Origin of the sequence: Klebsiella sp. 1SOBk10mer (assembly GCF_046602535.1) — a bacterium.
Classification (GTDB): Bacteria; Pseudomonadota; Gammaproteobacteria; order Enterobacterales; family Enterobacteriaceae; genus Klebsiella; species Klebsiella quasipneumoniae.
Genome location: NZ_JBKIUP010000001.1, coordinates 966,541 through 989,307 on the forward strand (window position 1 = coordinate 966,541; position 22,767 = coordinate 989,307).

Genomic DNA, 22,767 nt, shown 5'->3' on the forward strand with positions numbered 1-22,767 from the left:
GAACAGGATTCCCTCAGGTAAGGGCCATAAAAAAAGGGCTGGCGCCAGGCCAGCCCGTCAGGACTACTGCGCGGACTCCGTCGCTTCGTCCATGTCGTCTTCCTGCTCGCTGGCGAGCAGGGTTTTCTCGTTTTTGCACAGACACTGGATCAGCAGGAACAGCACGCCGCTGGCCACCAGGGTGGCGATCAGGCCATCGTAGCCGGTGATGCCGATCAGCATGCCGCTGACTACCGGCCCGGCGACGCTGCCGGCGGACCAGAAAAAGCCGAACAGGGCGTTAATCATAATCAGCTTCTGTCCGCTGAAGGTTTTCCCCGCTCGCACCAGCGACAGGGTATAAAGCGCCCCCGCCGCGGCGCCCAGCAGCAGGCAAATGGCCATCAGCTGAATGCGCGAACCGAGCATCAGCGGCAGGGCCAGCAGCGACAGGCTGAAAACCACCGCGCAGGCCAGATGCACGCGGCGAATGCCGACCCGGTCGGCCAGCCAGCCGAGCGGGGTCTGGAACATCGCATCCCCGGTAAGTACCACGGTCACCAGCAGCACCGCCATTCCTTCATTAAGCCCTTTATCCATACCGTACAGTGGCAGCAGGGCGAGGATGCTGGCGTCGAAGAAAGCGAAGCAGAAGACCCCGGAGGCCAGTACCGGCAGGAAGGCGCCGAGGCTGCGCCAGCTGGCGCGCTCCCCAAGGCTTTCGCGGGTGCCGGTGGGCAGATGGCGCAGCATCAGCAGGCAGACGGCGGTGACCGCGACGATCGCCATCAGCGCCGAGGCCTGCCAGGCGGGGCCGACGGAGATCAGCAGCGGCCCGGCCAGCTGGCAGCCGGTAAAGGCCGAGGCGTAGATACCGGTGAGGGTGGCGCGCTGGCTGCCTGCCGCGCCGCCGGTGATCCAGCTTTCACCGAGGACGATAATGACCCCGGAGGCCAGGCCGGTCAGCAGGCGCGGCAGCAGAAGCAGCGTCATATCGGTGGTCATGCATGAGGCGATGGTCGCCAGCGCCAGCAGGATCAAACTGCCGCTCAGCAGCACGCCCATCTCAACGCGCCGGCACAGCGCAGGAGAGAGGAAAGAGGAGATCATCATGCCGGCGGGCGGCAGGGCGGCCAGCAGGCCGACATACAGCGGCGCGATCTGCTGCTGCGCCAGCTCAAGACTGATTAACGGCACCGTATAGCCGGTGATAAATCCCACGAGCGACGCGGCCATGATCATCGCCAGCGTGGGAGCAAGACGATTCTGGTCTGGGTTAAACATTTTATTTCCGATGACGGAGAGGTCAGTAGTGGATCCTTCGGCAAATTGCCGTCCTGAGCTGCATAATAATTAATCGCCTGGCCGTTGTCACCGTTGAAATCACTACCAAAAAAGGACCGCCGGGCGACGGCAGGCCTGTACGCCGCGCCGCCGCCGCATTTCGTGACGTTGTCAGCGTGTTAACGACAGGATATAACGGAGGGAGCGGCAGCGAACCGACGCCGGTGAGCGACGGGTAAAAACGCAACGCATGACCAAATTATTCAGCATTACGCTATGCAGGAAAGGAGTAATACATGGCCGTATCGCCGTCACTGATCGCCGAAGCCACAGGCTGGCGACGTGAGTTTCACGCCGCGCCTGAGCTCGGATATCAGGAGCAGGAGACCTCGCGCCGCGTCGCCGAGCTGCTGGCCTCGTTTGGCCTGCAGGTTCATCGCGGGCTGGCCGGCACCGGCGTCGTGGCGACGCTGGAAAACGGCCCCGGGCCGGTCATCGGCCTGCGCGCCGATATGGACGCCCTGCCGATCACCGAGCTGGGGAGCGTCAGCTACCGTTCGCGCCGCGCCGGGGTCATGCACGCCTGCGGCCACGATGGCCACACCGCGATGCTGCTGGCGGCCGCCGCCCATCTGGCGCAGACCCGTCAGTTCAGCGGCACCGTCCACTTTGTTTTCCAGCCAGCGGAAGAGAACCTCGGCGGCGCGCGCAAAATGGTGGAAGAGGGGTTATTCGAACGCTTCCCGATGGATGCGATTTACGCGCTGCATAACTGGCCGGGGATCCCGCTTGGCGAAGTGGCGCTCAGCGATGGCGCGATGATGGCCTCCCTCGACGCCTTCGAGATCACCCTGCGCGGCAAAAGCTGCCATGCGGCGATGCCGGAGAGCGGGGCCGATCCGATCGTCGCTGCGGCGCAGCTGATTATGGCGCTGCAGACCATTCCCTCCCGCCGCCTGTCACCACAGGATTCGGCGGTGGTCAGCATCACCCAGATAAACGGCGGCGAGGCGATCAACGTCCTGCCGGACACCGTGGTGCTGCGCGGCACCTTCCGCTGCCTGAGCAATCGCGTTCGCGCCCGCGTGCGGGAGCTTATCGAAAGCTATGTGGCGACCCAGCCACAGGTGTCCGATGTGCAGGGCGAGATTAGCTGGTTTCCGGGGTATCCGGTGACCAAAAACCATGCGCCGCAGGCGCAGCTGCTGCGCGAGGTGGCGGTCGCCACCCTTGGCGCGGAGGCGGTGCGCTGGAACCAGGCGCCGTCGATGGCCTCTGAGGATTTTGCCTGCATGCTGGAGGCCTGTCCGGGGGCCTATTTCTGGATCGGCACCGATGGCGAAACGCCGTCGAAGCCGCTGCATAACGCCAGCTATGACTTTAACGATGCGCTGATTAGCCACGGGGTGGCGATGTGGGTGGCGCTGGTGGAGAAACAGCTGCCGGCGGCGTAACCCACCGGCAGCGGCAGCAGGGAGCGCGCGCGCTCCCTGAGGTCAGACGTCGGCGGCGGCTTTCAGTCGCGCCTTCATGTCGCTGTAGGCCGTCCAGGCATAGCGCTCCGCCCACTGCTGGTCGGCTATCGCTTCCACTTTCACCGCACAGTATTTGGTTTCCGGCGTTTTGGAGATCGGATCGAGGTTATCCTGGGTCAGCTCATTGCAGGCGCCCACCCACCACTGATAGGTCATATAGACCGCGCCCGGGTTGATGCGATCGCTGAGGTCGGCGCGGGTGATGACTTTCCCGCGTCGGGAGCTAACCCACACCAGCTGTTTGTCAGCGATCCCCAGCCGTTGCGCATCCACCGGATTCATCTGCACCCGTCCCGGCTCGTCGGCCAGCGACTGCAGCGCGGCGCAGTTGCCGGTCATCGAGCGGCAGGAGTAGTGCCCCACCTCCCGCACCGTGCAGAGCACCAGCGGCCATTCATCATCCGGACGCTCCGCCGGCGCGCGCCAGGCGGTGGCGAACAGCTGCCCTTTACCCGATGGGGTGTCGAAGCGGTTGTCTTTATACAGCCACGGCGTGCCGGGGTGGTCGAGGGTCGGGCACGGCCACTGAACATGGCCCATATCGCCCATTTTCTCCCAGGTCACGCCGTAGAAAAGCGGGCAGAGCTCGCGCATCTCGTCCCAGATCTGCTGGTTGTTCTCATAGTGCATCGGATAGCCCATTTCGCTGGCCAGCAGACTGATGATCTCCCAGTCGCGCTTCACATTCCCCGCCGGAGGGATTGCCTGTTCAAACCGCTGAAACCCGCGGTCGGCGCAGGTGAAGACGCCACCGTGCTCGCCCCAGGAGGTGGCCGGCAGCAGGACATCGGCAATCTCCGCCGTTTTGGTCATGAAGATATCCTGCACCACCACGAAGTCCAGCGCCTCGATGCCTTTGCGCACCAGGCCGAGGTCGGCTTCGGTCTGCAGCGGATCTTCGCCCATGATGTAGTAGGCTTTGATCTCGCCAGTCAGCGCTTTATGCGGCACTTCGGTGATGCGGGTGCCGACCTGGTCATCCATCTGCGCCGGGTCGATCCCCCAGGCGGCGGCGAATTTGGCCCGCACGGCGGGGTCGGTGACCTTCTGATAGCCGGGGAACAGGTTCGGCAGCACGCCCATATCGCAGGCGCCCTGCACATTGTTTTGCCCACGAACCGGGCCCACGCCGACGTTCGCCCGCCCCAGGTTGCCGGTGAGCAGCGCCAGGCTTGCCAGACCGCGCACCACGTCCACCGCCTGGCCAAACTGGGTGACCCCCATGCCCCACATAATGGTGGCGGAAGGGGCGGCGGCAAACATGCGCATCGCCTCGCGAATTGCCTGCGCGCTGACCCCGACAATCTCTTCCACTGCTTCCGGGGCGTAATCCTTCACCGCCTCGCGGTAGGCGTCCAGCCCTTCGGTGTAGCGTTCGACATAGGCTTTGTTGTACAGCTCCTCCTCCAGCAGGACATAGCCGAAGGCGTTCACCAGCGCCATATTGCTGCCGTTGTTGAGCTGCAGATGACGGTCGGCTATGCGTGCGGTTTCAATGCGTCGCGGATCGCAGACGATGATCTTAGCGCCGTTTTCCCGGGCTTTGATCACCCGGCGGGCGACGATGGGATGGGAGTCGGCGCAGTTGTAGCCAAAGACCAGCAGGCACTTCGAGTTTTCGATGTCGCTTATCGAGTTGCTCATCGCCCCGTTGCCCAGCGCCTGCTGTAGCCCGGCGACGGAAGGGCCGTGGCAGACGCGGGCGCAGCAGTCGACGTTATTGGTGTTCAGCACCGCGCGGGCGAACTTTTGCATCACATAGTTGGTTTCGTTGCCGGTGCCGCGCGAGGAGCCGGTGGTCATGATGGCGCGCGGGCCATGCTTCTCTTTGATCTCCCTGAGCTTGCTGGCGGTATAGCGAATCGCCTCCTGCCAGCTGACCGGCGTAAAGGCGCCGCCTTTCTGGTAGCGGATCATCGGTTGTTTAAGACGGGGCGTCAGGAGCTGCGTGTCGTTCAGAAAATCCCAGCCGTAATAGCCTTTCAGGCACAGCTGGTTCTGGTTGGTGACGCCGTCGGCGGCTTCCGCGCGAATGATTTTATTGTTGTCGACAACCAGTTTAAGTTTGCAACCCGCCCCGCAGTAGGGGCACACGCTCGTGATTTTTTTCATCAGTAACAGACCTGTTAACAGTGAACAGAGGATCGCTGTCGCGCCGGGCCCGACGGGCAACGATCGCGGTATCGCCTGGTGGTGATGCGGACGCAGGCCCGCTGCGCTATGCAGGTCTCGTGCCAGATTTTAATTTGTTGATTTATAATGCAAAATTTCAGATGGATGATGACGGGAGCGTGACCTCGTCACTAATGACGATGACGCAGAGCGCCGACGTCAGACGCTCTGCGGGGGAAAACGCCGCTACGCGAGAGGGCGGCAGCGGGTGATATGCGACTCGCTCAGGCCGACGTCGCGTGCGGCGGCGCAGATTGCCTGCCAGCTGCCCGCATCCAGCGGGATCCCCTCGGCCAGGCGCGCTTCGCGGTTGGCGGCTTCCCATTCGCCGGGGGCCAGCACCGGGGCATCGGGATCGTGCGGCGACTGTTTACACCATGCGATAAAGGCCTCCGTCTGCGCCTGGCTGTCCGGGGCATCGAACGCGTCCGGGCGCAGGATCACGGTGGTCATGCAGTTAAAGATGGCGTCGACGCTGGTCTGCAGGCTTTCCTGATGGGTGGTTTGCCCCCCGGAGAGCGCGCCGCCGAGCACTTCGCACAGCGTCGCCAGGGCATAGCCTTTGTGCTGGGCGAAGGTGAGCAGGGCGCCCAGCGGCGAGGTTTGCATCACTGCCGGGTCGGTGGTGGGCAACCCCTCGGCGTCGATCAGGCAGCCGGGGGCCACGGCTTCCCCTTTGTGCCAGGCGACGCGGGTTTTACCAAAGGCGATGGCGCTGGTGGCGTAGTCCAGCAGCAGCGGCGGATGGCCCTCTCGCGGAAACACCACGCACAGGGGGTTGGTGCCGAAGCGACTGTCTTTTCCGCGGAACGGAGCGACCATCGGGTCGCCGATTACGCTGACGAAGTGAATGGAGATCAGTCCGGCGGCGGCGCACTGCTCGGCCCAGTAGCCGATGCGCCCGACGTGATGCGCATTGCGCAGGGCGATAGCCGCCATGCCGTGCTGCTTCGCCTTTTCGATACCTAACTGCATCGCTTCGTGGGCGACCACCTGGCCGAAGCCGGCGTTGCCGTCGAGGGTGACCACGGCGCCGGCATCTTTGGTGACCGTGGCGTGGCGGTTGAGCTGCAGAAAACCGCCGGCATGGGATTTCACATAGCTTGGGATCATCCCGACGCCATGGGAGTCATGCCCGGCCAGGTTGGCGGCGATCAGGTGGTCGGCGACCAGCGTCGCTTCTTCTGAGCGGCTGCCGAGATGGGTAAACAGTGAGACGACAAACTGATGCAGATCCGTCGCCAGAAAGCGGTGTCCTGTTGGCACTGATTCTCTCCTGTAGTCTGTTGTTATTTTGTTATGTTTGCCGTTTTATGCTGCGCCGCCCGGCGCAGAAGGTCAAGGGCGGGGGCTCCGGGCGTCACGCCACTGCGCCAGCGTCTGCGTTATACGCCAGACGATAAAAAACCGGTCCGCGATCGCGTTTTAATTAACGTCATAAACACCACATTTTTAAATTCTGCCACTGTCACAAAAGCCAGAAAAAAGCCAGCCCCGGCGTTGCAAGGGCAGCTGATACCACTATATGTTAAATTTGTGTTTATTAATTGATGATTAAAGGTTGGTATCATGTATAAGAAAATAAGTGGTTTAGTGGTTTCACTGACGGCCGTTTTCGCCTGTGCCGCCTGGGCGGAGGTGCCTGCGGGCTATCCGGCGGATTATCAAAAAACGGTTGATGCCGCCGTCAAAGAGGGCAAGGTGGTGATCTATTCCACAACCGATACCAAAGCCGCCGGGCCGTTAATTAAAGGATTCGAAGCGCAATATCCGGGCGTCAAAGTCGAATATAACGACATGAACAGCACCGAGCTGTATAACCGCTATATCAGCGAGCAGGCCGCCGGGGGCGGCAGCGGGGACGTGGTGTGGAGCTCATCGATGGATACGGCGCTGAAATTAGCCACCGAATACGCGGAACAATATGCCTCGCCGGAGGTGAAGCAATTGCCCGACTGGGCGGTGTGGCAGCAGAAAGCCTATGGCACCACCTACGAGCCGGTGGTATTTATCTATAACAAACGGCTGATCCCGCAGAATGAGGTTCCGGATTCGCATACCGCGCTGGCAAAATTGATCGCCAGCCAGGCCGATGAATTTAAAGGCAAAGTCACCACCTACGATATCGAAAAATCGGGCCTCGGCTTTATGCTGGCGGTGCAGGACAGCCAGGCCGACGCGAACTATTTTACCGACCTGGCGAATATCGCCAAAGGCGGCCTGACGGTGCAGTCTTCCACCGGCACGATGATGGAGCGCGTCTCCTCTGGCGAAAACCTGATCGGCTATAACATCCTTGGCTCCTATGCGGAAGCGCGGGCGAAAAACGATCCCTCTTTAGGCATTGCCTATCCGAAAGATTACGTGCTGGTGCTCTCCCGCGTCTCGTTTATTAGCCAGGAGAGCGAACATCCCAATGCGGCAAAATTGTGGCTGGACTATGTCCTGTCGGAAAAAGGCCAGCAGATCCTCGCCAGTCAGGCGGATATTCCCTCTATTCGTCGCGATATTGAAGGCAAAAATGATATCGACGGCATGACCGCGCTGCTGGGCAAAGCGTTAAAACCGATCCCGGTCAACGAAACGCTGCTGGATTATTTACAGCCGCAAAAACGTCTGCAGTTTATTAAACAATGGCGCAGCGCCGCCGCGAAATAATCCTCCCCCGGGGCATCGCCGATGCCCCTATTCACACCCGGCGGGTTTATTCACCTGACCGAAGGGATGAACCATGAACGTATTACGCAGAAAGTGGCAGGGGCTGCCGCGCGGCGTGGTGGTGTGCATCACGGCGCTGGTGATTTATGTCCCGCTGTTATTTATTGTGGTGCAGAGTTTTCTCTCCGCGCCGTTCTTTTCCCGCTCCAAATCCTGGAGCCTGGAAGCCTTCGCCTTTATTTTTACCGACCCGGATTTTTATCTGGCGTTAAGGTCAGGCTTTATTCTGGCCTTTGGCCTGGTGATTATCGCCATTCCACTGGGCGGTATTTTGGCCTTTCTGATGGTACGCACCGATTTACCCGGCCGGCGTTTCATTGAGCCGCTGATCCTGGTGCCGATCTTCGTCTCGCCGATGGTGCTGGGCTTTGGCTACGTGGTGGCCGCCGGGCCGGTAGGCTTCTTTTCCCAGTGGGCGCAGCAGCTGATCGGCTTTGTGCCGTGGAATATCTACTCGATGTTCAGTATTGTGGTCATCGCCGGCTTAACCCACGTGCCGCACGCCTATCTCTATATCTCCTCGGCGCTGCGCAGCGTCGGCTCGGACGTGGAAGAGGCGGCGCGCACCGTCGGCGCCACGCCGCTGCAGGTGATGACCTCGGTGAGTCTGCCGATGGTGCGGCCGTCCATCCTTTACGCCTGCGTGCTGCTCTTTTTCCTCGGTCTGGAAGTCTTCGGTCTGATGCTGGTGCTGGGCGACCCCGAGGGCAACATGGTGCTGGCGACCTATCTCTACAAGCTGACCAATAAGCTCGGCACCCCCTCCTACCATCTGATGGCGGCGGTGGCGGTGGTGCTGATCTGCATCACCATCCCGCTGGTGATGCTCCAGCGGCGGCTGATGCGCACCGCCAACCGCTTTGTCACCATGAAGGGCAAGGCGTCGCAGGCGCGGGCGCTGCCGCTGGGCAAATGGCGCTGGGTGGCCGGGGCGGTGGTGGTGGCCTGGCTGACGGTGACCATCGGCGTGCCGCTGCTCGGCGTGGCGCTGCGCGCCTTTATCTCCAACTGGGGCGTCGGGGTGTCGCTGTGGGATGAGCTGTCGCTGGCGACGTTCCACAATATCTGGCAGCAGCCCAACCTGCTGCGGGCGATCGTCAACTCGATGGCTATCGGCATCGTCGGCGGCGCGCTGGCGGTGATCTGCTATCTGTTTGTCGGTATCGCCATGCACCGCAAAGCGGACAACGTCACCCGCTTTCTTGACTACAGCGTGCTGGTCCCGCGCGCGGTCCCGGGGCTGCTGGCCGGTCTGGCCTTTCTGTGGGTGTTCCTGTTTGTGCCGATGTGGCTCGATCAGTCGCTGAAGCACGGCTGGCTCTCGGCGCTGCCGGTGGCCGACTGGCTGCGGGAGCACCTTATCGTGCAGCTGCGCGCGCTGCGCAACACCATCTTCAGCGTCTGGTTGGCCTACACCGTGGTATGGATGGCTTATGGCCTGCGGCTCATCTCTTCGACGCTGCTGCAGGTGGGCCCGGAGCTGGAGGAGGCGGCGCGCAGCACCGGCGCCTCGCGGGGGCAGATCACCCGCCACGTCACCGTTCCGCTGTCGCGCTATGGGCTGATTGGCTCCTGGCTGCTGATGTTCCTGATCTTTGAGCGCGAATATTCCACCGGCGTCTATCTGCTGTCGCCGGGTACCGAAACCATCGGCTCGATGCTGGTGTCGCTGTGGGCGGCGGGGGCCATCGATATCGTCGCGGCGCTCTCCTTTATCAATATTCTGCTGGTGGTGATTGGCCTTGGCATCGCCCTGCGCTTTGGAGTGAAATTACATGATTGAGTTATCGGTAGAAAATCTGCATCTCACCTATGGCGACAACCCGGTGCTGAAAGGGGTGTCGATGACGCTCGGCCGGGGAGAGGTGGTGTCGCTGCTGGGGCCGTCGGGAAGCGGCAAAACCACGCTGCTGCGGGCGGTGGCCGGGCTGGAGAAGCCGACGAGCGGACGGATCGCCATCGGCAACCGCACGGTGTACGACGGCACGCCGCGCAGCGAAATCCCGGCCGAAGAGCGTAACCTCGGGCTGGTGTTCCAGTCCTATGCCCTGTGGCCGCACAAAACGGTGTTCGACAACGTGGCCTATCCGCTGAAGCTGCGTAAAGTGGCCGCCGGGGAGATAAAAGAGCGGGTGCAGCGCGTGCTGGATCAGCTGGGGCTCGGGCACCTTGGCAACCGCCATCCGCACCAGCTCTCCGGCGGCCAGCAGCAGCGGGTGGCCATCGGCCGGGCGTTGGTCTACAACCCGCCGGTGATCCTGCTGGATGAGCCGCTCTCCAACCTTGACGCCAAGCTGCGCGAAGAGGCGCGGGTGTTTCTGCGCGAGCTGATCGTCAAGCTGGGCCTGTCGGCGCTGATGGTCACCCACGATCAGAATGAGGCGATGGCCATCTCGGATCGTATTCTGCTGCTGAACAATGGCGTCATCGAGCAGCAGGGGACGCCGCAGGAGATGTACGGCAGCCCGGCGACGCTGTTCGCCGCCGAGTTTATGGGCAGCAATAACCGCCTGCACGGCAAGGTAATGGCGCTGGAGAACGGCAGGGCGCGGATCGAAGGCGCCAGCTGGAGCCTGTGGGGGCGAGCGGGCGAGGGGGTTAGCGTCGGCGAGCCAGCGACGGCGGTGATCCGCGTCGAGCGCCTGCGTCTGGACGGCGCGGCGCAGGATAACAGTCTCCAGCTACCGCTGCTGACCAGCATGTACCTCGGCGACCGCTGGGAGTACCTGTTCCGCACCGAAGGCGACGACTTCCCGCTGCGCGCCTACGGAACGGCGCTGCGCGATGCCGAACACTGTCATCTGACGCTCCCGGCGGAGGATGTGTGGGTTTTTCCGCAGCGGTAACCGCTGGTTAAGACGCCAGATGGCACACGGCTTCAATATTGTGCCCGTCTGGCGCAATCACAAAGGCGGCGTAGTAACTGGCGTGGTAGTTTGGCCGTAACCCCGGCGCGCCGTTGTCCTTTCCTCCGGCGGCCAGCGCCGCCTGCCAGAAGGCGTCGACCTGTTCGCGGCTGTCGGCGCGAAAGGCAATGTGCAGCGGCGCCGGTTTCTCCGTACTTTGATAGAGACACAAAGAGACATCGCCGCTGCCGGCCAGCTCTGCGCCGTAGGTCGGCTCGCCTTCGCCGACAAGCGTTACGCCAAGCGGGGCAAGGGCTTGTAAAAAGAACGCTTTGCTCGCGGCATAATCACTGACGCCGAATTTCACATGACCGAACATATCTTCTCTTCTCCTGTGGACGGGATATCGCCAGCCGAACGCGTTAGCCGGGAAATAGATGCAAAATAGTTAACAACGGTTATTAACTTTTTTAACAGCTCAAAATGTTTAATTATTCCTAATACGAGTATTTACAGACGTTTAATCTGCCATGTACCATAAACAAAAAATAACATTTGTGATGCAAGTCACTCTTTTTTGGCGCATGGGTAAGCTCAGCGCGGTGTGAACGCCGCCGGTTTACCGCCTCAAGGTTATGGCAGCACCCTTCTCACGATGACATTCCGGTGAATTTCTCTCCGATTTCCCGCGTTTCGTTGAGAATCGTCTACTATCCAAACGATAACCCTATAAATGATATCGCCTCTGGCGACGTTTTATCCGACTTGCCGGGCCGGGCCAGACGCTAAGCGGTTTAAAAGCGCAATGGTATCGGTTCCAGCACGACATTCACTGGTTTTGTCAGCGACAAAAACAGTAATTTTCAATGACAGGAATGTGATGATGTCGAGCGAGAAAACTAACAATTCCAGGCGTGATTTCCTGGTGAAGTCGATGGCGCTGATCCCGACGGTGGTGATCGGCGGCGCGGGAGCAGGGGCCATTGGCGTGGCCACCAGCGCGACCGCGCAGGCAGCCCCCGCTTCAGAGCCAGCCTCCGGGAACACGGCGGCGGTCAGCGACTGGAAGCCGCAGTTCTTCAACGATCGTGAGTGGGCGTTTATCAACGCCGCCGTCGCGCGCCTGATCCCAGCGGATGAACTTGGCCCCGGCGCCAAAGAGGCCGGCGTGCCGGAGTTTATCGACCGCCAGCTCAATACCCCTTACGCCACCGGCTCCATCTGGTATATGCAGGGGCCCTTCAACCCCGACGTGCCGAAAGAGATGGGCTATCAGCTGCCGCTGGTGCCCAAACAGATCTATAACCTCGGGATCGCCGACGCCGAGGCCTGGTGTCAGGACAAGTATCACAAGACCTTCGCTGAACTGAGCAACGAGCAACAGGACGAGGCGCTTGGCCTGTGGGAATCCGGCAAAGCCGAGTTCAAACAGCTTCCGGCCTCGCTGTTCTTCACCTATCTGCTGCAGAACACCCGAGAAGGCTTCTTCAGCGACCCGATCCATGGCGGTAATAAAGGCATGGTCGGCTGGACGCTGATTAATTTTCCCGGCGCGCGCGCCGACTTTATGGACTGGGTTGAACGGGGCGAACGCTACCCCTTCCCGCCGGTATCAATTAATGGGGAGAGGGCGTAATCATGGCCACCGTATTGAAAAAAACCGATGTCGCGATCGTCGGCTTCGGCTGGGTTGGGGCGATCATGGCCAAAGAGCTGACCGAAGCCGGGCTCAACGTTGTGGCGCTGGAGCGTGGCCCGATGCGCGACACCTGGCCGGACGGCGCCTATCCGCAGGTGATTGATGAGCTGACCTACAACATCCGCCGCAAGCTGTTCCAGGATCTGTCGAAAAGCACCGTCACCATCCGCCATAACACCAGCCAGCAGGCGGTGCCGTATCGCCAGCTGGCGGCTTTCCTGCCGGGTACCGGCGTGGGTGGGGCCGGGCTGCACTGGTCCGGCGTCCATTTCCGCGTCGATCCCATCGAACTGCGGATGCGCAGCCACTATGAAGAGCGCTACGGCAAAAACTTCATTCCCCAGGATATGATCATCCAGGATTTCGGCGTCACCTACGACGAGCTGGAACCGTTCTTCGATAAAGCGGAGAAAGTGTTCGGCACCTCCGGGACCGCCTGGTCGATCAAGGGCAAGGTCGTCGGTAAAGGCCGCGGCGGCAACGCTTTCGCCCCGGACCGCTCAGACGACTTCCCGCTGCCGGCGCAGAAAAACACCTGGTCAGCGCAGCTGTTTGAAAAAGCGGCGCTCGAGGTGGGTTACCATCCCTACAACCTGCCGTCGGCCAACACCTCCGACTCCTATACCAACCCCTATGGCGCGCAGATGGGTCCGTGCAACTTCTGCGGTTTCTGCAGCGGCTACGCCTGCTACATGTACTCTAAAGCCTCGCCGAACGTGAACATCCTGCCGGCGCTGCGCCAGGAAAAACGCTTTGAGCTGCGGACCAACGCCAACGTGCTGAAGGTCAACCTGACCGACGACAAATCCCGCGCCACCGGCGTGACCTACGTCGACGGCCAGGGGCGCGAAATGGAGCAGCCGGCGGACCTGGTGATCATCGGCGCCTTCCAGTTCCATAACGTGCACCTGATGCTGCTCTCCGGGATCGGTAAACCGTACAATCCGGAGACCGGCGAAGGGGTGGTGGGGCGTAACTTCGCCTACCAGAACATGACCACCATCAAGGCCATTTTCGACAAAGACACCTATACCAACCCGTTTATCGGCGCGGGCGGCAACGGCGTCGGCGTCGACGACTTCAACGCCGACAACTTCGACCACAGCGCGGCCGGCTTTGTCGGCGGTTCGCCGTTCTGGGTCAACCAGGCCGGGACCAAGCCCATCTCCGGTTTCCCGGTACCGCCGGGCACCCCGGCGTGGGGCAGCAAGTGGAAAGCGGCGGTGGCCGATACCTACACCCATCACCTGTCGATGGATGCCCACGGCGCGCACCAGTCCTATCGGCAGAACTACCTCGATCTTGATCCGAACTACAAAAACGTCTTTGGCCAGCCGCTGCTGCGCATGACCTTCGACTGGCAGGAAAACGACATCAAGATGGCGCAGTTTATGTTCGATAAGATGGCGCCGATCGCCAAAGCGATGAAGCCGAAATATATCCTCGGCAGCCCGAAAAACGCCAACAGCCACTTTGATACCACCACCTACCAGACCACCCATATGAACGGCGGGGCGGTGATGGGGGAGGATCCGAAAACCAGCGCCGTTAACCGTTATCTGCAAAGCTGGGACGTGCATAACGTCTTCGTCATCGGCGCCTCCGCTTTCCCGCAGGGGCTGGGCTATAACCCAACCGGCACGGTGGCCGCGCTGGCCTACTGGTCAGCGAAGGCGATCCGCGAGCAGTATCTGAAAAATCCGGGTCCCCTGGTGCAGGCATAAAGGAAGGCAGATGATGAAAATGCAATGGTTATCGGCCCTGGTGCTTGGGGCATTGAGCTGCGCGGCCTTCGCCGAAGAGGCGCCTGTGGACAGCAATCTGATTAAGCAAGGGGAGTATCTGGCGCGGGCGGGGGACTGTGTCGCCTGCCACACCAACGGCAAAGCGGGCAAACCTTTCGCCGGCGGTCTGCCGATGGAGACGCCGATCGGCACCATCTACTCCACCAATATTACGCCGGATAAAGAACATGGCATTGGCGGGTACACCTTCGAAGAGTTCGACGACGCGGTGCGCAAGGGCGTGCGGAAAGATGGTTCCACACTCTATCCGGCGATGCCGTATCCCTCGTTCGCACGGATCAGCGAAGCGGACATGCGCGCCATGTACGCCTACTTTATGCACGGCGTGGAGCCGGTGAATGTCGCCAACAAGGACACCGACATCCCGTGGCCGCTGTCGATGCGCTGGCCGCTGGCGTTCTGGCGCGGCATCTTCGCGCCGACGCCGAGCGACTTTGTCGCCAACCCGCAGGTTGACCCGGTGCTGGAGCGCGGCCGCTATCTGGTGGAAGGCCTGGGCCACTGCGGCGCCTGTCATACCCCGCGTAGCCTGACGATGCAGGAAAAAGCGCTCAGCGAAAGCGAAGGCGATGATTACCTGGCGGGCAGCAATGCGCCGATTGACGGCTGGGTTGCCTCCAGCCTGCGCGGCGAAAACCGCGACGGTCTGGGGACCTGGAGCGAAGCCGAGCTGGCCGAGTTCCTGAAAACCGGACGTAACGATAAATCGGTGGTCTTCGGCGGCATGAGCGATGTGGTGGAGCACAGTCTGCAGTATCTCTCTGATGACGACATCACCGCCATCGCCCGCTATCTGAAGTCGCTCCCGCCGCGCGGCGGCACACAGACCCCAGCCCCGGTGGAAGACAGCGTGGCGAAAGATCTGTGGAAGGGTAACGACAGCAAAACCGGCGCCGCGCTGTACGTCGATAACTGCGCCGCCTGTCACCGCACCGACGGCGTAGGCTATAAACGCGCCTTCCCGTCGCTGAAGGGCAATCCGGTGGTGCAGACCGAAGATGCCACTTCGCTTATCCATATCGTTCTGACCGGGAGCACCACGCCGGCGGTGAAAGACGCGGTCTCCAACCTGACCATGCCATCGTTCGGCTGGCGTCTGGACGACCAGCAGGTGGCGGATGTGGTCAACTTCATCCGCACCAGCTGGGGCAACAACGCGCCGGCGGTCAGCGCCAGCGATGTGGCGAAGGTGCGTAAGGAGACCGCGGCGCACGATGAGAAGGCGTTAGGCAACGCTGATATCTCGAAGCTGCCGGGGGCCGGACAGTAACCGTCAGGGTTGCGTCGCCCACGCGGCGCAACCCATACTTAGCCAGGACGTAAAATACTGTCTGAATCAAGGAGTTTGCCTTCATGCTGCATGCAGAGCGACTGACCTGCATCGTTGACGATCGACCGCTGTTTGCGGAGCTGACGCTGTCCCTTGCTGCCGGTGAGCTGCTGCAGGTCGCCGGTGATAACGGCGCGGGGAAAACCTCGCTGCTGCGGATCCTCTGCGGCCTGGCGCGCCCGGAAAGCGGCGGGGTGAGCTGGCAGGGCCAGCCGCTGGCGAAGGTCCGGGAGTCATTTCATCGTCAGCTGCTGTGGCTGGGCCATAAGCCCGGCGTTAACGCGGCGCTGACCGCCGATGAAAACCTGCGTTTCTTCTTTCCGGCCAGCCGCCTTCAGCAGCGGGAACGCGCCCTCGCCGCCGTCGGCCTGGCGGGCTATGAAGATCTCCCCTTGAGCCAGCTCTCCGCCGGGCAGCAGCGCCGGGTGGCGCTGACCCGCCTGTGGTTAACCGACGCGCAGCTGTGGATCCTCGATGAGCCGTTCACCGCCCTCGACGCCACAGCGATGGAAACCCTGACCCGACGCCTGGAGCAGCACGCCCGGCAGGGGGGAAGCGCGATCCTCACTACCCACCAGCCGCTGCGGCCGCTGCGCTGCCCGTTGCGAACCCTGCGCCTCGGCGGCGACGGGAGGTGGCAATGATGCGGGCGCTGTTGGCCCGGGAACTGCGCCTGGCGTGGCGCAGCGGGGCGGAGATCCTCAATCCGCTCTGGTTCTTTCTGATCGTCATCACCCTGTTTCCGTTCGGCGTCGGCGCCGCGCCGCAGCTGCTGGCGCAGATTGCGCCGGGCGTGGTGTGGGTCGCCGCGCTGCTGGCGGCGCTGCTGGTGATGGATCGGTTGTTTCGTGACGACTGGCAGGACGGCTCCCTGGAGCAGCTGTTGCTTCTGCCGACGCCGCTGGTGGCGGTGGTGCTGGTGAAGGTGGTCGCCCACTGGATGATGAGCGGCCTGCCGCTGCTGATCGTCTCGCCGCTGGCGGCGCTGCTGCTGGGGATGAGCGTGCACGATGCCGGCGTGCTGGCGCTGACCTTGCTGCTCGGCACCCCGACGCTCAGTTTTCTCGGCGCGGTGGGGGTTGGCCTGACGGTCGGCCTGAAGCGCGGCGGCGTCCTGCTGAGCCTGCTGGTGCTGCCGCTGGCGGTGCCGCTGCTGATTTTCGCCACCGCGGCCTGCCAGGCCGCCGCCGCCGGGCTCCCGGTCGGCGGCTATCTGGCGATGCTGGCGGCGTTCTTAACCGCCAGCGCCACCCTGTGTCCGTTCGCCACCGCCGCCGCGCTGCGGCTGACCGTGCAATAATTCGCTGCGCCTGCGGGCGCGGCCATCATAACCGTGTGAGTAAGCGTCTATGTGGAAAGCGTTACATCAACTGGCGATCCCCGAGCGGCTGTACCGCCTGTGCGGATGCTGGATCCCCTGGCTGGCGGCGTTGAGCGCGCTGTTGCTGGTCATCGGCCTGGGATGGGGCTTTGGCTTCGCCCCGGCGGACTATCAGCAGGGGGAGAGCTACCGGATCATGTATCTTCACGTCCCGGCGGCGATGTGGTCGATGGGGCTGTACCTGGCGATGGCCGTCGCGGCCTTCATCGGGGTGGTCTGGCAGATCAAAATGGCCGATCTGGCGATTGCCGCCCTGGCACCGGTGGGGGCGGTCTGCACCCTGGTGGCGCTGGTCAGCGGCGCGGCGTGGGGCAAGCCAATGTGGGGAACCTGGTGGATCTGGGACGCCCGCCTGACCTCGGAGCTGGTGCTGCTGTTTCTGTATGCCGGGGTCATCGCCCTGTGGCACGCCTTTGACGACCGGCGGCTTGCCGGGCGCGCAGCGGGGATCCTCGTGCTGGTCGGGGTGGTCAATCTGCCCATCATTCATTACTCGGTCTACTGGTGGAATACCCTGCACCAGGGTTCGACCAACCTGCAGCAAACCATCGACCCGAGCATGCGTCTGCCGCTGCGGATCTGTATCTTTGCTTTCCTCGCGCTGTCGGTCACCCTGACCCTGATGCGCCTGCGTAACCTGATACTCCAGCTGGAGCGCCGTCGACCGTGGGTGGTGGCGCTGGCTAACAAAGGAGCCGTCCGATGAGTCCCGCCTTTTCGTCTTTCGCCGCCTTCCTGAATATGGGCGGCTATGCCCTGTACGTCTGGCTGGCGGTGGCGGTGGCCGTCGCCGCCTTTGGCTTGCTGACGGTGCACACCCTGTGGGCGCGGCGGGCGCTATTCCATGAAGTGCGACGCCAGCAGGCGCGCGAGCGGCGGATCGCGGCTGCCCGCGAACATGACAAGGAGGCCGCGGATGCAAGCGCGTCGTAAAACCCGGCTGTATATCGTGCTGGCGGTGCTCGCCGGACTTGGGCTCACCGTCAGCCTGACGCTGTACGCCCTGAGCAGCAATATCGATCTGTTCTACACCCCGGGGGAAATTATCTACGGCAAAACGGAAACCCGGGCGCTACCCCATACCGGGCAGCGCCTTCGGGTAGGAGGCTACGTTCAGCCGGGCTCCCTGCAGCGCGACCCGCAAACTCTCGACGTGCGCTTTAAGCTGTATGACGCCCGCGGGGTGGTGGACGTTAGCTATAAGGGCATTCTGCCGGACCTGTTCCGTGAGGCGCAGGGCGTGGTGGCCCAGGGCGTGCTGGACGGCGAGCGGCATATTACCGCCCAGCAGGTGCTGGCCAAACATGATGAAAATTACACCCCGCCGGAGGTGAAAAACGCCATGACGCCGGAGAAAACGGGGGCGCAGCCATGATGCCGGAGCTGGGCAACTTTTTACTGTGTCTGGCGGCGGGGCTGGCGCTGCTCCTGAGCGTCTATCCCTTGTGGGGCGCGGCGCGGCAGGACCGGCGGCTGATGGCCCTGGCCCGGCCGCTGGCCTGCGGGCTGTTCGCCTGTATCGGCGGCGCCTTCCTGCTGCTGGTGCACGCCTTCGTGGTCAACGACTTTACCGTCCGCTACGTGGCGGAAAACTCCAACAGCGCGCTGCCGGTGTGGTATCGGGTGGCGGCGACCTGGGGGGCGCATGAGGGCTCGCTGCTGCTGTGGGTTCTGCTGCTCAGCGTCTGGACCTTCGCCGTCGCCCTCTTCAGCCGCCGGATGCCGCTCGACGCCGTCGCCCGGGTGCTGGCGGTGATGGGGATGATCGCCTTGGGGTTCCTGCTGTTTATCCTCTTTACCTCCAACCCGTTCAGCCGCGGCCTGCCGCAGTACCCCATTGATGGCCGCGACCTTAATCCGCTGCTGCAGGATATCGGCATGATTTTCCATCCGCCGATCCTCTATATGGGGTACGTCGGCTTCTCGGTGGCTTTCGCCTTCGCCATCGCCTCGCTGCTGGCGGGCCGGCTGGATACTGCCTGGGCGCGCTGGTCGCGTCCCTGGACCCAGGCGGCATGGATGTTCCTCACCCTCGGCATCGTGCTGGGCTCGGCGTGGGCCTATTACGAACTGGGCTGGGGCGGCTGGTGGTTCTGGGACCCGGTGGAAAACGCCTCGTTTATGCCGTGGCTGGTGGGCACCGCGCTGCTGCACTCCCTGGCGGTGACCGAGAAGCGGGGCAGCTTCCGCGCCTGGACGGTGCTGCTGGCCATCGCCGCCTTCTCCCTGTGCCTGCTGGGCACCTTCCTGGTGCGCTCCGGGGTGCTGGTCTCGGTGCATGCCTTCGCCTCGGATCCGTCGCGCGGGCTGTTTATTCTGGCGCTGCTGATTGTCGCCATCGGCGGGTCGCTGCTGCTGTACGCCCTGAAGGGCGGCCGGGTGCGGGCGCGGGTGGAACATACCCTGTGGTCGCGCGAGTCGTTCCTGCTTGGCAACAATATTTTGCTGATGGCCGCGATGCTGGTGGTGCTCCTCGGAACGCTGCTGCCGCTAGTGCATAAAGAGCTGGGCCTCGGCAGCATCTCCATCGGCGAGCCGTTCTTTAACACCATGTTCACCGCCCTGATGGCGCCGTTTGCGCTGCTGCTGGGGCTGGGGCCGCTGATCCGCTGGCGGCGCGATGACATCGCCAGGCAGATTAAGCGCCTGATTATCGCCCTGGTTGTGACGTTGTCACTTTCTCTGGCGCTGCCGTGGCTGCTGCAGGATCGTATCACCGCCATGGCGGTCATTGGCCTGATGATGGCCCTGTGGGTGCTGATCTTCGCCCTGCTGGAGGTTCACGAACGGGCCACTCATCGCCACGGCTTCTGGCGCGGCCTGCGGACGCTGACCCGCAGCCAGTGGGGGATGGTGCTCGGTCACGTCGGCGTGGCGGTGACCGTTATCGGCATCACTTTTAGCCAGAACTACAGCGTGGAGCGCGATGTACGGATGCGCCCCGGCGACAGTATCGATATCCATCGCTATCACTTTGTGTTTAACGGCGTGCGCAATATCGTCGGCCCCAACTGGACCGGTGGCGAAGGCATTATCACCGTGACCCGCAGCGGACGCCCGGAAGCGACGCTGTATGCTGAGAAGCGCTTTTACACCGCCAGCCGGATGATGATGACCGAGGCGGCGATCAGCGGCGGGCTGACCCGCGATCTTTACGCCGCGCTGGGGGAAGAGCTGAGCGACGGCAGCTGGGCGGTGCGTCTGTACTACAAACCGTTCGTTCGCTGGATCTGGTACGGCGGGGTGCTGATGGCCCTCGGCGGTCTGTGCTGCATGCTCGACCCACGCTATCGGATGCGTAAGAAACTGCAGGAGGCCTCATGAACCGGAAGCTGCTGTTTATCCCGCTGGCGCTGTTTCTGGCGCTGGCCGCCGCGCTGTTCTGGCAGCTGATGCGCAACGCCGATGGCGACGACCCGACGACCCTTGAGTCGGCGCTGATTGGCAAACCGCTGCCGGAGTTTCGCCTTGAAGCGCTGAATACCCCCGGTCAGACTCTGGACCGGCGGACGCTGATTGACGGCAAGCCACTGCTGCTCAACGTCTGGGCCACCTGGTGCCCAACCTGTCGCGCCGAGCATCAGTTTCTCAACGGCCTGGCGCAGCAGGGCGTGCGGGTGGTGGGGATGAACTACAAAGACGATCGCCAGAAGGCGATGAGCTGGCTGCAGCGCCTGGGTAATCCGTACAGGCTGAGCCTGTACGACGGCAACGGCATGCTCGGCCTGGATCTGGGGGTTTATGGCGCGCCGGAGACGTTTCTCATCGACGGTCAGGGCATCATCCGCTGGCGGCACGCCGGCGACCTGAACGAACGGGTGTGGCGCGAGGAGCTCCAGCCGCTGTGGAATCAATACAACCGGGGGGCGGGCTGATGAGAGGGGTAATGGGCATCCTGCTGGCGCTGATGCTGACCGGCCAGGCGTGGGCCGCCATCGATACCTGGCAGTTTAAGGATGAGGCCCAGGAGCAGGCCTTTCGCGAGATCACCTCCCAGCTGCGCTGCCCGAAATGCCAGAACAACAGCATCGCTGACTCGAACGCGATGATTGCCGCCGATATGCGGCAGAAGGTGTACGAGCTGATGCAGCAGGGGAAAACGAAAGGGCAGATCGTTAACTATATGGTGGCCCGCTACGGCAATTTTGTCAGCTACGAGCCGCCGCTGACCGCGGGCACGGTGCTGCTGTGGCTGGGGCCGGGGCTGTTCGTGCTGGCGGGCGCCGGGATGATTGTCGCCCGCGCGCGTCGTCGCGACATCCCTGACGCGGCGCTCAGCGCTGAAGAGCGCCAGCGGCTGGCGGAATTATTAAAAGAAGGAAAAGAACGATGAGCCTGTTGGTGGTTATCGCCGGGCTGTTGCTGGCTGGCGCGCTGGGACTGCTTTATTACCCATGGACGGGCAACGGGGCGGTGGACCGCGATACCCTCCACCGCGCCCTGTATCAGTCGCGCCTGCAGGAGCTGACGCAGGAGCGCGGCGAGGACAACCCGGCGCTGGTCGTCGAGCTGCAGCGCACGCTGCTGACCGATATCCCGCCCCAGGCACAGCCTGGCGAACGGCCGCTAAGCCGCTGGGCGCTGCTTCCGGGGGCGCTGCTGCTGGTAGTCCTGAGTCTGGGCCTGTATCTGAAAACCAGCGATATCGGCCAGGTGCTGCTCTGGCAGCAGGCTGAACGGCATTATCCTGCGCTGTTGCAGCAGGTTAAGGACCCGACGGCGGCGCCGCTGCGAATGGATGAGCTGGCGGAGCTGCGGCTTGGCCTGCGCAGCCACCTGCAGGATACCCCGAATGACCTCCCCGGCTGGCAGCTGCTTGGACGGCTGGGCCTGTTGTTAAACGATGGCGAGACGGCGATCGGCGCCTTTGGCCGGGCGCATGCGCTGGCGGCGGATGACCCGGCGGCGGCTTTCGATTACGCCAGCGCGCTGGTGCGGGCGGGAGATAGCGGTCAGGTTCGGATGGGCGAGCTGCTGCTGCGTGACCTGCATCAGCGGCAGCCGAACAGCCTGCCGGTGCTGGAGATGCTGGCCCTGAGCGCGGTGCGCAATGAAGATTACCCCGAGGCCGTGGCAGCCCTGCAGGCGCTGCTGGCCCGGCTGCCGGAAGGGGATGCGCGGCGCGAGGCGATCGTCCGCCAGCTGGCGCAGGCGCAGCAGCAGGCGCAGTAACTGACCGGCGGCGCTGAACGTGGGGTCTGCCGCGAGGGCGGTACGGACAGCCCTGGTTTTGTAGGCCGGGTCAGGCGCAGCCGCCCCCCGGCACAAAATCGGCTCCGTGCCCGCTGTCCTTGCCCGGCGGCGCTACGCTTGCGCGGGCCTACGAAGGGCGCGAATAGAGCGCCAAATCGCGGGCAGCCTTTGTAGGCCGGGTAAGCGAAGCGCCACCCGGCAACATGTTGAGCTCGGAGCCTGATATCTTCCCGGCGGCGCTGCGTTAGCGTGGGCCCGGGGATATGAGCTGACGGGAGGTCTTTGTAGGCCGGGTAAGGCGCAGCCGCCACCCGGCAACATGGCGGCCACGGTGCGATATCTTGCCCGGCGGCGGGGGAGACTGTTATCGGTTTTACAGGTTCTCAGCCCGGGCAAAGCGTTTATCACGCGTGACTTCAGCGTAGTTTGCGCTCCAGGTTAATCGTCTGCGTTATGCCTGGCATGGCGCAGGGAGCGCACAGGGGGCGGCCAGTCGCCGCCGCTCCCTGTACCCCCGGGCTCCGGCCAGCAAAATCGCCACTGCGTGGTGCCTTCGACTTATCCCTGCAGGCTTCGGGTCGGGCCGAGGCAGCGTCCGTGCAAAACACGGCCCTCAGCCCGCATCCATGCGGGCTGCCCCGGCCTTCCGGGAACGTCTCAGCGATTTTGAGGCCGCCAGCACCGGCAGTTTCAGCAAGGCTGGTGAATAAATTAACGACAGGTCGCACGAACTGTAGGCCGGGTAAGGCGTAGCCGCCACCCGGCACAAAATCGGCTCCGTGCCCGCTGTCCTTGTCCGGCGGCGCTACGCTTGCGCGGGCCTAC

At 62.9% G+C, this 22,767-nt stretch carries 20 protein-coding genes; 16 read left to right on the forward strand and 4 right to left on the reverse strand.

Annotated features, from left to right (window positions below; translation table 11 throughout):
• Positions 1-63: 63 nt before the first annotated feature.
• Positions 64-1,263 carry an MFS transporter gene (locus tag ACLH1I_RS04645; RefSeq protein ID WP_023318505.1) on the reverse strand — a complete coding sequence of 400 codons (1,200 nt, stop codon included), beginning with the start codon at positions 1,261-1,263 and terminating at the stop codon, positions 64-66.
• A gap of 296 nt (positions 1,264-1,559) precedes the next feature.
• On the opposite strand from ACLH1I_RS04645, the gene ACLH1I_RS04650 reads away from it, so the two are divergent.
• Complete coding sequence (locus ACLH1I_RS04650) at positions 1,560-2,717, forward strand: M20 aminoacylase family protein (protein ID WP_004203021.1); 1,158 nt, start codon at positions 1,560-1,562, stop codon at positions 2,715-2,717.
• Positions 2,718-2,759: 42 nt separating this feature from the next.
• Here the strand turns inward: ACLH1I_RS04650 and fdhF are convergent, their stop codons facing one another.
• On the reverse strand, positions 2,760-4,910 hold the full coding sequence (gene fdhF / locus ACLH1I_RS04655) for a formate dehydrogenase subunit alpha (protein ID WP_151628663.1): 2,151 nt from the start codon (positions 4,908-4,910) through the stop codon (positions 2,760-2,762).
• Positions 4,911-5,156: 246 nt separating this feature from the next.
• Positions 5,157-6,236, reverse strand: coding sequence for a malate/lactate/ureidoglycolate dehydrogenase (locus ACLH1I_RS04660; protein ID WP_004203019.1), 1,080 nt, complete (start codon positions 6,234-6,236; stop codon positions 5,157-5,159).
• Positions 6,237-6,539: 303 nt separating this feature from the next.
• Between ACLH1I_RS04660 and ACLH1I_RS04665 the strand changes: the two genes are divergently transcribed.
• The 3 genes from ACLH1I_RS04665 to ACLH1I_RS04675 all read left to right on the forward strand — a co-directional run bounded on the left by ACLH1I_RS04665 (position 6,540) and on the right by ACLH1I_RS04675 (position 10,534).
• Complete coding sequence (locus tag ACLH1I_RS04665; RefSeq protein ID WP_151385372.1) at positions 6,540-7,628, forward strand: ABC transporter substrate-binding protein; 1,089 nt, start codon at positions 6,540-6,542, stop codon at positions 7,626-7,628.
• 73 nt (positions 7,629-7,701) lie between these two features.
• Positions 7,702-9,471: an ABC transporter permease gene (locus ACLH1I_RS04670; protein ID WP_023318500.1), complete on the forward strand. Its 1,770-nt coding sequence runs from the start codon at positions 7,702-7,704 to the stop codon at positions 9,469-9,471.
• Positions 9,464-10,534, forward strand: a complete 1,071-nt coding sequence (locus ACLH1I_RS04675) for an ABC transporter ATP-binding protein (protein ID WP_049115564.1) — start codon at positions 9,464-9,466, stop codon at positions 10,532-10,534. The genes ACLH1I_RS04670 and ACLH1I_RS04675 overlap by 8 nt, the downstream gene beginning before the upstream one ends.
• A gap of 7 nt (positions 10,535-10,541) precedes the next feature.
• Here the strand turns inward: ACLH1I_RS04675 and ACLH1I_RS04680 are convergent, their stop codons facing one another.
• Positions 10,542-10,913 carry a VOC family protein gene (locus ACLH1I_RS04680; RefSeq protein WP_198079698.1) on the reverse strand — a complete coding sequence of 124 codons (372 nt, stop codon included), beginning with the start codon at positions 10,911-10,913 and terminating at the stop codon, positions 10,542-10,544.
• Positions 10,914-11,414: 501 nt separating this feature from the next.
• Between ACLH1I_RS04680 and ACLH1I_RS04685 the strand changes: the two genes are divergently transcribed.
• The 12 genes from ACLH1I_RS04685 to ccmI all read left to right on the forward strand — a co-directional run bounded on the left by ACLH1I_RS04685 (position 11,415) and on the right by ccmI (position 21,921).
• On the forward strand, positions 11,415-12,170 hold the full coding sequence (locus ACLH1I_RS04685) for a gluconate 2-dehydrogenase subunit 3 family protein (RefSeq protein WP_164877815.1): 756 nt from the start codon (positions 11,415-11,417) through the stop codon (positions 12,168-12,170).
• A 2-nt stretch (positions 12,171-12,172) separates the two neighbouring features.
• On the forward strand, positions 12,173-13,957 hold the full coding sequence (locus tag ACLH1I_RS04690; RefSeq protein WP_151385371.1) for a GMC family oxidoreductase: 1,785 nt from the start codon (positions 12,173-12,175) through the stop codon (positions 13,955-13,957).
• A gap of 10 nt (positions 13,958-13,967) precedes the next feature.
• Positions 13,968-15,308, forward strand: coding sequence for a c-type cytochrome (locus ACLH1I_RS04695; RefSeq protein WP_192796511.1), 1,341 nt, complete (start codon positions 13,968-13,970; stop codon positions 15,306-15,308).
• 83 nt (positions 15,309-15,391) lie between these two features.
• Positions 15,392-16,012, forward strand: coding sequence for a cytochrome c biogenesis heme-transporting ATPase CcmA (gene ccmA / locus ACLH1I_RS04700; protein WP_151385370.1), 621 nt, complete (start codon positions 15,392-15,394; stop codon positions 16,010-16,012).
• Positions 16,009-16,668, forward strand: a complete 660-nt coding sequence (gene ccmB, locus ACLH1I_RS04705; RefSeq protein WP_017899585.1) for a heme exporter protein CcmB — start codon at positions 16,009-16,011, stop codon at positions 16,666-16,668. The genes ccmA and ccmB overlap by 4 nt, the downstream gene beginning before the upstream one ends.
• A gap of 49 nt (positions 16,669-16,717) precedes the next feature.
• The gene (locus tag ACLH1I_RS04710; protein WP_017899584.1) at positions 16,718-17,455 is read left to right on the forward strand and encodes a heme ABC transporter permease; all 738 of its coding nucleotides are present in this window, start codon (positions 16,718-16,720) and stop codon (positions 17,453-17,455) included.
• A complete protein-coding gene (ccmD, locus tag ACLH1I_RS04715) occupies positions 17,452-17,682 on the forward strand; it encodes a heme exporter protein CcmD (protein WP_004203001.1) in 231 nt (76 codons plus the stop codon). The genes ACLH1I_RS04710 and ccmD overlap by 4 nt, the downstream gene beginning before the upstream one ends.
• Complete coding sequence (gene ccmE / locus ACLH1I_RS04720; protein WP_198079705.1) at positions 17,666-18,124, forward strand: cytochrome c maturation protein CcmE; 459 nt, start codon at positions 17,666-17,668, stop codon at positions 18,122-18,124. The genes ccmD and ccmE overlap by 17 nt, the downstream gene beginning before the upstream one ends.
• Positions 18,121-20,073: a heme lyase CcmF/NrfE family subunit gene (locus ACLH1I_RS04725; protein ID WP_017899582.1), complete on the forward strand. Its 1,953-nt coding sequence runs from the start codon at positions 18,121-18,123 to the stop codon at positions 20,071-20,073. The genes ccmE and ACLH1I_RS04725 overlap by 4 nt, the downstream gene beginning before the upstream one ends.
• Positions 20,070-20,624, forward strand: coding sequence for a DsbE family thiol:disulfide interchange protein (locus ACLH1I_RS04730; RefSeq protein ID WP_004202997.1), 555 nt, complete (start codon positions 20,070-20,072; stop codon positions 20,622-20,624). The genes ACLH1I_RS04725 and ACLH1I_RS04730 overlap by 4 nt, the downstream gene beginning before the upstream one ends.
• A gap of 11 nt (positions 20,625-20,635) precedes the next feature.
• Positions 20,636-21,082, forward strand: coding sequence for a cytochrome c-type biogenesis protein (locus ACLH1I_RS04735; RefSeq protein WP_074447397.1), 447 nt, complete (start codon positions 20,636-20,638; stop codon positions 21,080-21,082).
• Positions 21,079-21,921: a c-type cytochrome biogenesis protein CcmI gene (ccmI, locus tag ACLH1I_RS04740; protein WP_049115554.1), complete on the forward strand. Its 843-nt coding sequence runs from the start codon at positions 21,079-21,081 to the stop codon at positions 21,919-21,921. Before ACLH1I_RS04735 ends, ccmI begins: the two co-directional genes overlap by 4 nt.
• The last annotated feature ends 846 nt before the right edge of the window (positions 21,922-22,767 follow it).

Coding starts and splice junctions, on each gene's coding strand:
- fdhF (WP_151628663.1), bottom strand. CDS start 4,910: ATGAAAAAAATCACGAGCGTGTGCCCCTACTGCGGGGCGGGTTGCAAA.
- ACLH1I_RS04730 (WP_004202997.1), top strand. CDS start 20,070: ATGAACCGGAAGCTGCTGTTTATCCCGCTGGCGCTGTTTCTGGCGCTG.
- ccmB (WP_017899585.1), top strand. CDS start 16,009: ATGATGCGGGCGCTGTTGGCCCGGGAACTGCGCCTGGCGTGGCGCAGC.
- ACLH1I_RS04665 (WP_151385372.1), top strand. CDS start 6,540: ATGTATAAGAAAATAAGTGGTTTAGTGGTTTCACTGACGGCCGTTTTC.
- ACLH1I_RS04725 (WP_017899582.1), top strand. CDS start 18,121: ATGATGCCGGAGCTGGGCAACTTTTTACTGTGTCTGGCGGCGGGGCTG.
- ccmA (WP_151385370.1), top strand. CDS start 15,392: ATGCTGCATGCAGAGCGACTGACCTGCATCGTTGACGATCGACCGCTG.
- ccmD (WP_004203001.1), top strand. CDS start 17,452: ATGAGTCCCGCCTTTTCGTCTTTCGCCGCCTTCCTGAATATGGGCGGC.
- ACLH1I_RS04735 (WP_074447397.1), top strand. CDS start 20,636: ATGGGCATCCTGCTGGCGCTGATGCTGACCGGCCAGGCGTGGGCCGCC.
- ACLH1I_RS04645 (WP_023318505.1), bottom strand. CDS start 1,263: ATGTTTAACCCAGACCAGAATCGTCTTGCTCCCACGCTGGCGATGATC.
- ACLH1I_RS04650 (WP_004203021.1), top strand. CDS start 1,560: ATGGCCGTATCGCCGTCACTGATCGCCGAAGCCACAGGCTGGCGACGT.
- ACLH1I_RS04670 (WP_023318500.1), top strand. CDS start 7,702: ATGAACGTATTACGCAGAAAGTGGCAGGGGCTGCCGCGCGGCGTGGTG.
- ccmI (WP_049115554.1), top strand. CDS start 21,079: ATGAGCCTGTTGGTGGTTATCGCCGGGCTGTTGCTGGCTGGCGCGCTG.
- ACLH1I_RS04675 (WP_049115564.1), top strand. CDS start 9,464: ATGATTGAGTTATCGGTAGAAAATCTGCATCTCACCTATGGCGACAAC.
- ccmE (WP_198079705.1), top strand. CDS start 17,666: ATGCAAGCGCGTCGTAAAACCCGGCTGTATATCGTGCTGGCGGTGCTC.
- ACLH1I_RS04680 (WP_198079698.1), bottom strand. CDS start 10,913: ATGTTCGGTCATGTGAAATTCGGCGTCAGTGATTATGCCGCGAGCAAA.
- ACLH1I_RS04685 (WP_164877815.1), top strand. CDS start 11,415: ATGATGTCGAGCGAGAAAACTAACAATTCCAGGCGTGATTTCCTGGTG.
- ACLH1I_RS04695 (WP_192796511.1), top strand. CDS start 13,968: ATGATGAAAATGCAATGGTTATCGGCCCTGGTGCTTGGGGCATTGAGC.
- ACLH1I_RS04710 (WP_017899584.1), top strand. CDS start 16,718: ATGTGGAAAGCGTTACATCAACTGGCGATCCCCGAGCGGCTGTACCGC.
- ACLH1I_RS04690 (WP_151385371.1), top strand. CDS start 12,173: ATGGCCACCGTATTGAAAAAAACCGATGTCGCGATCGTCGGCTTCGGC.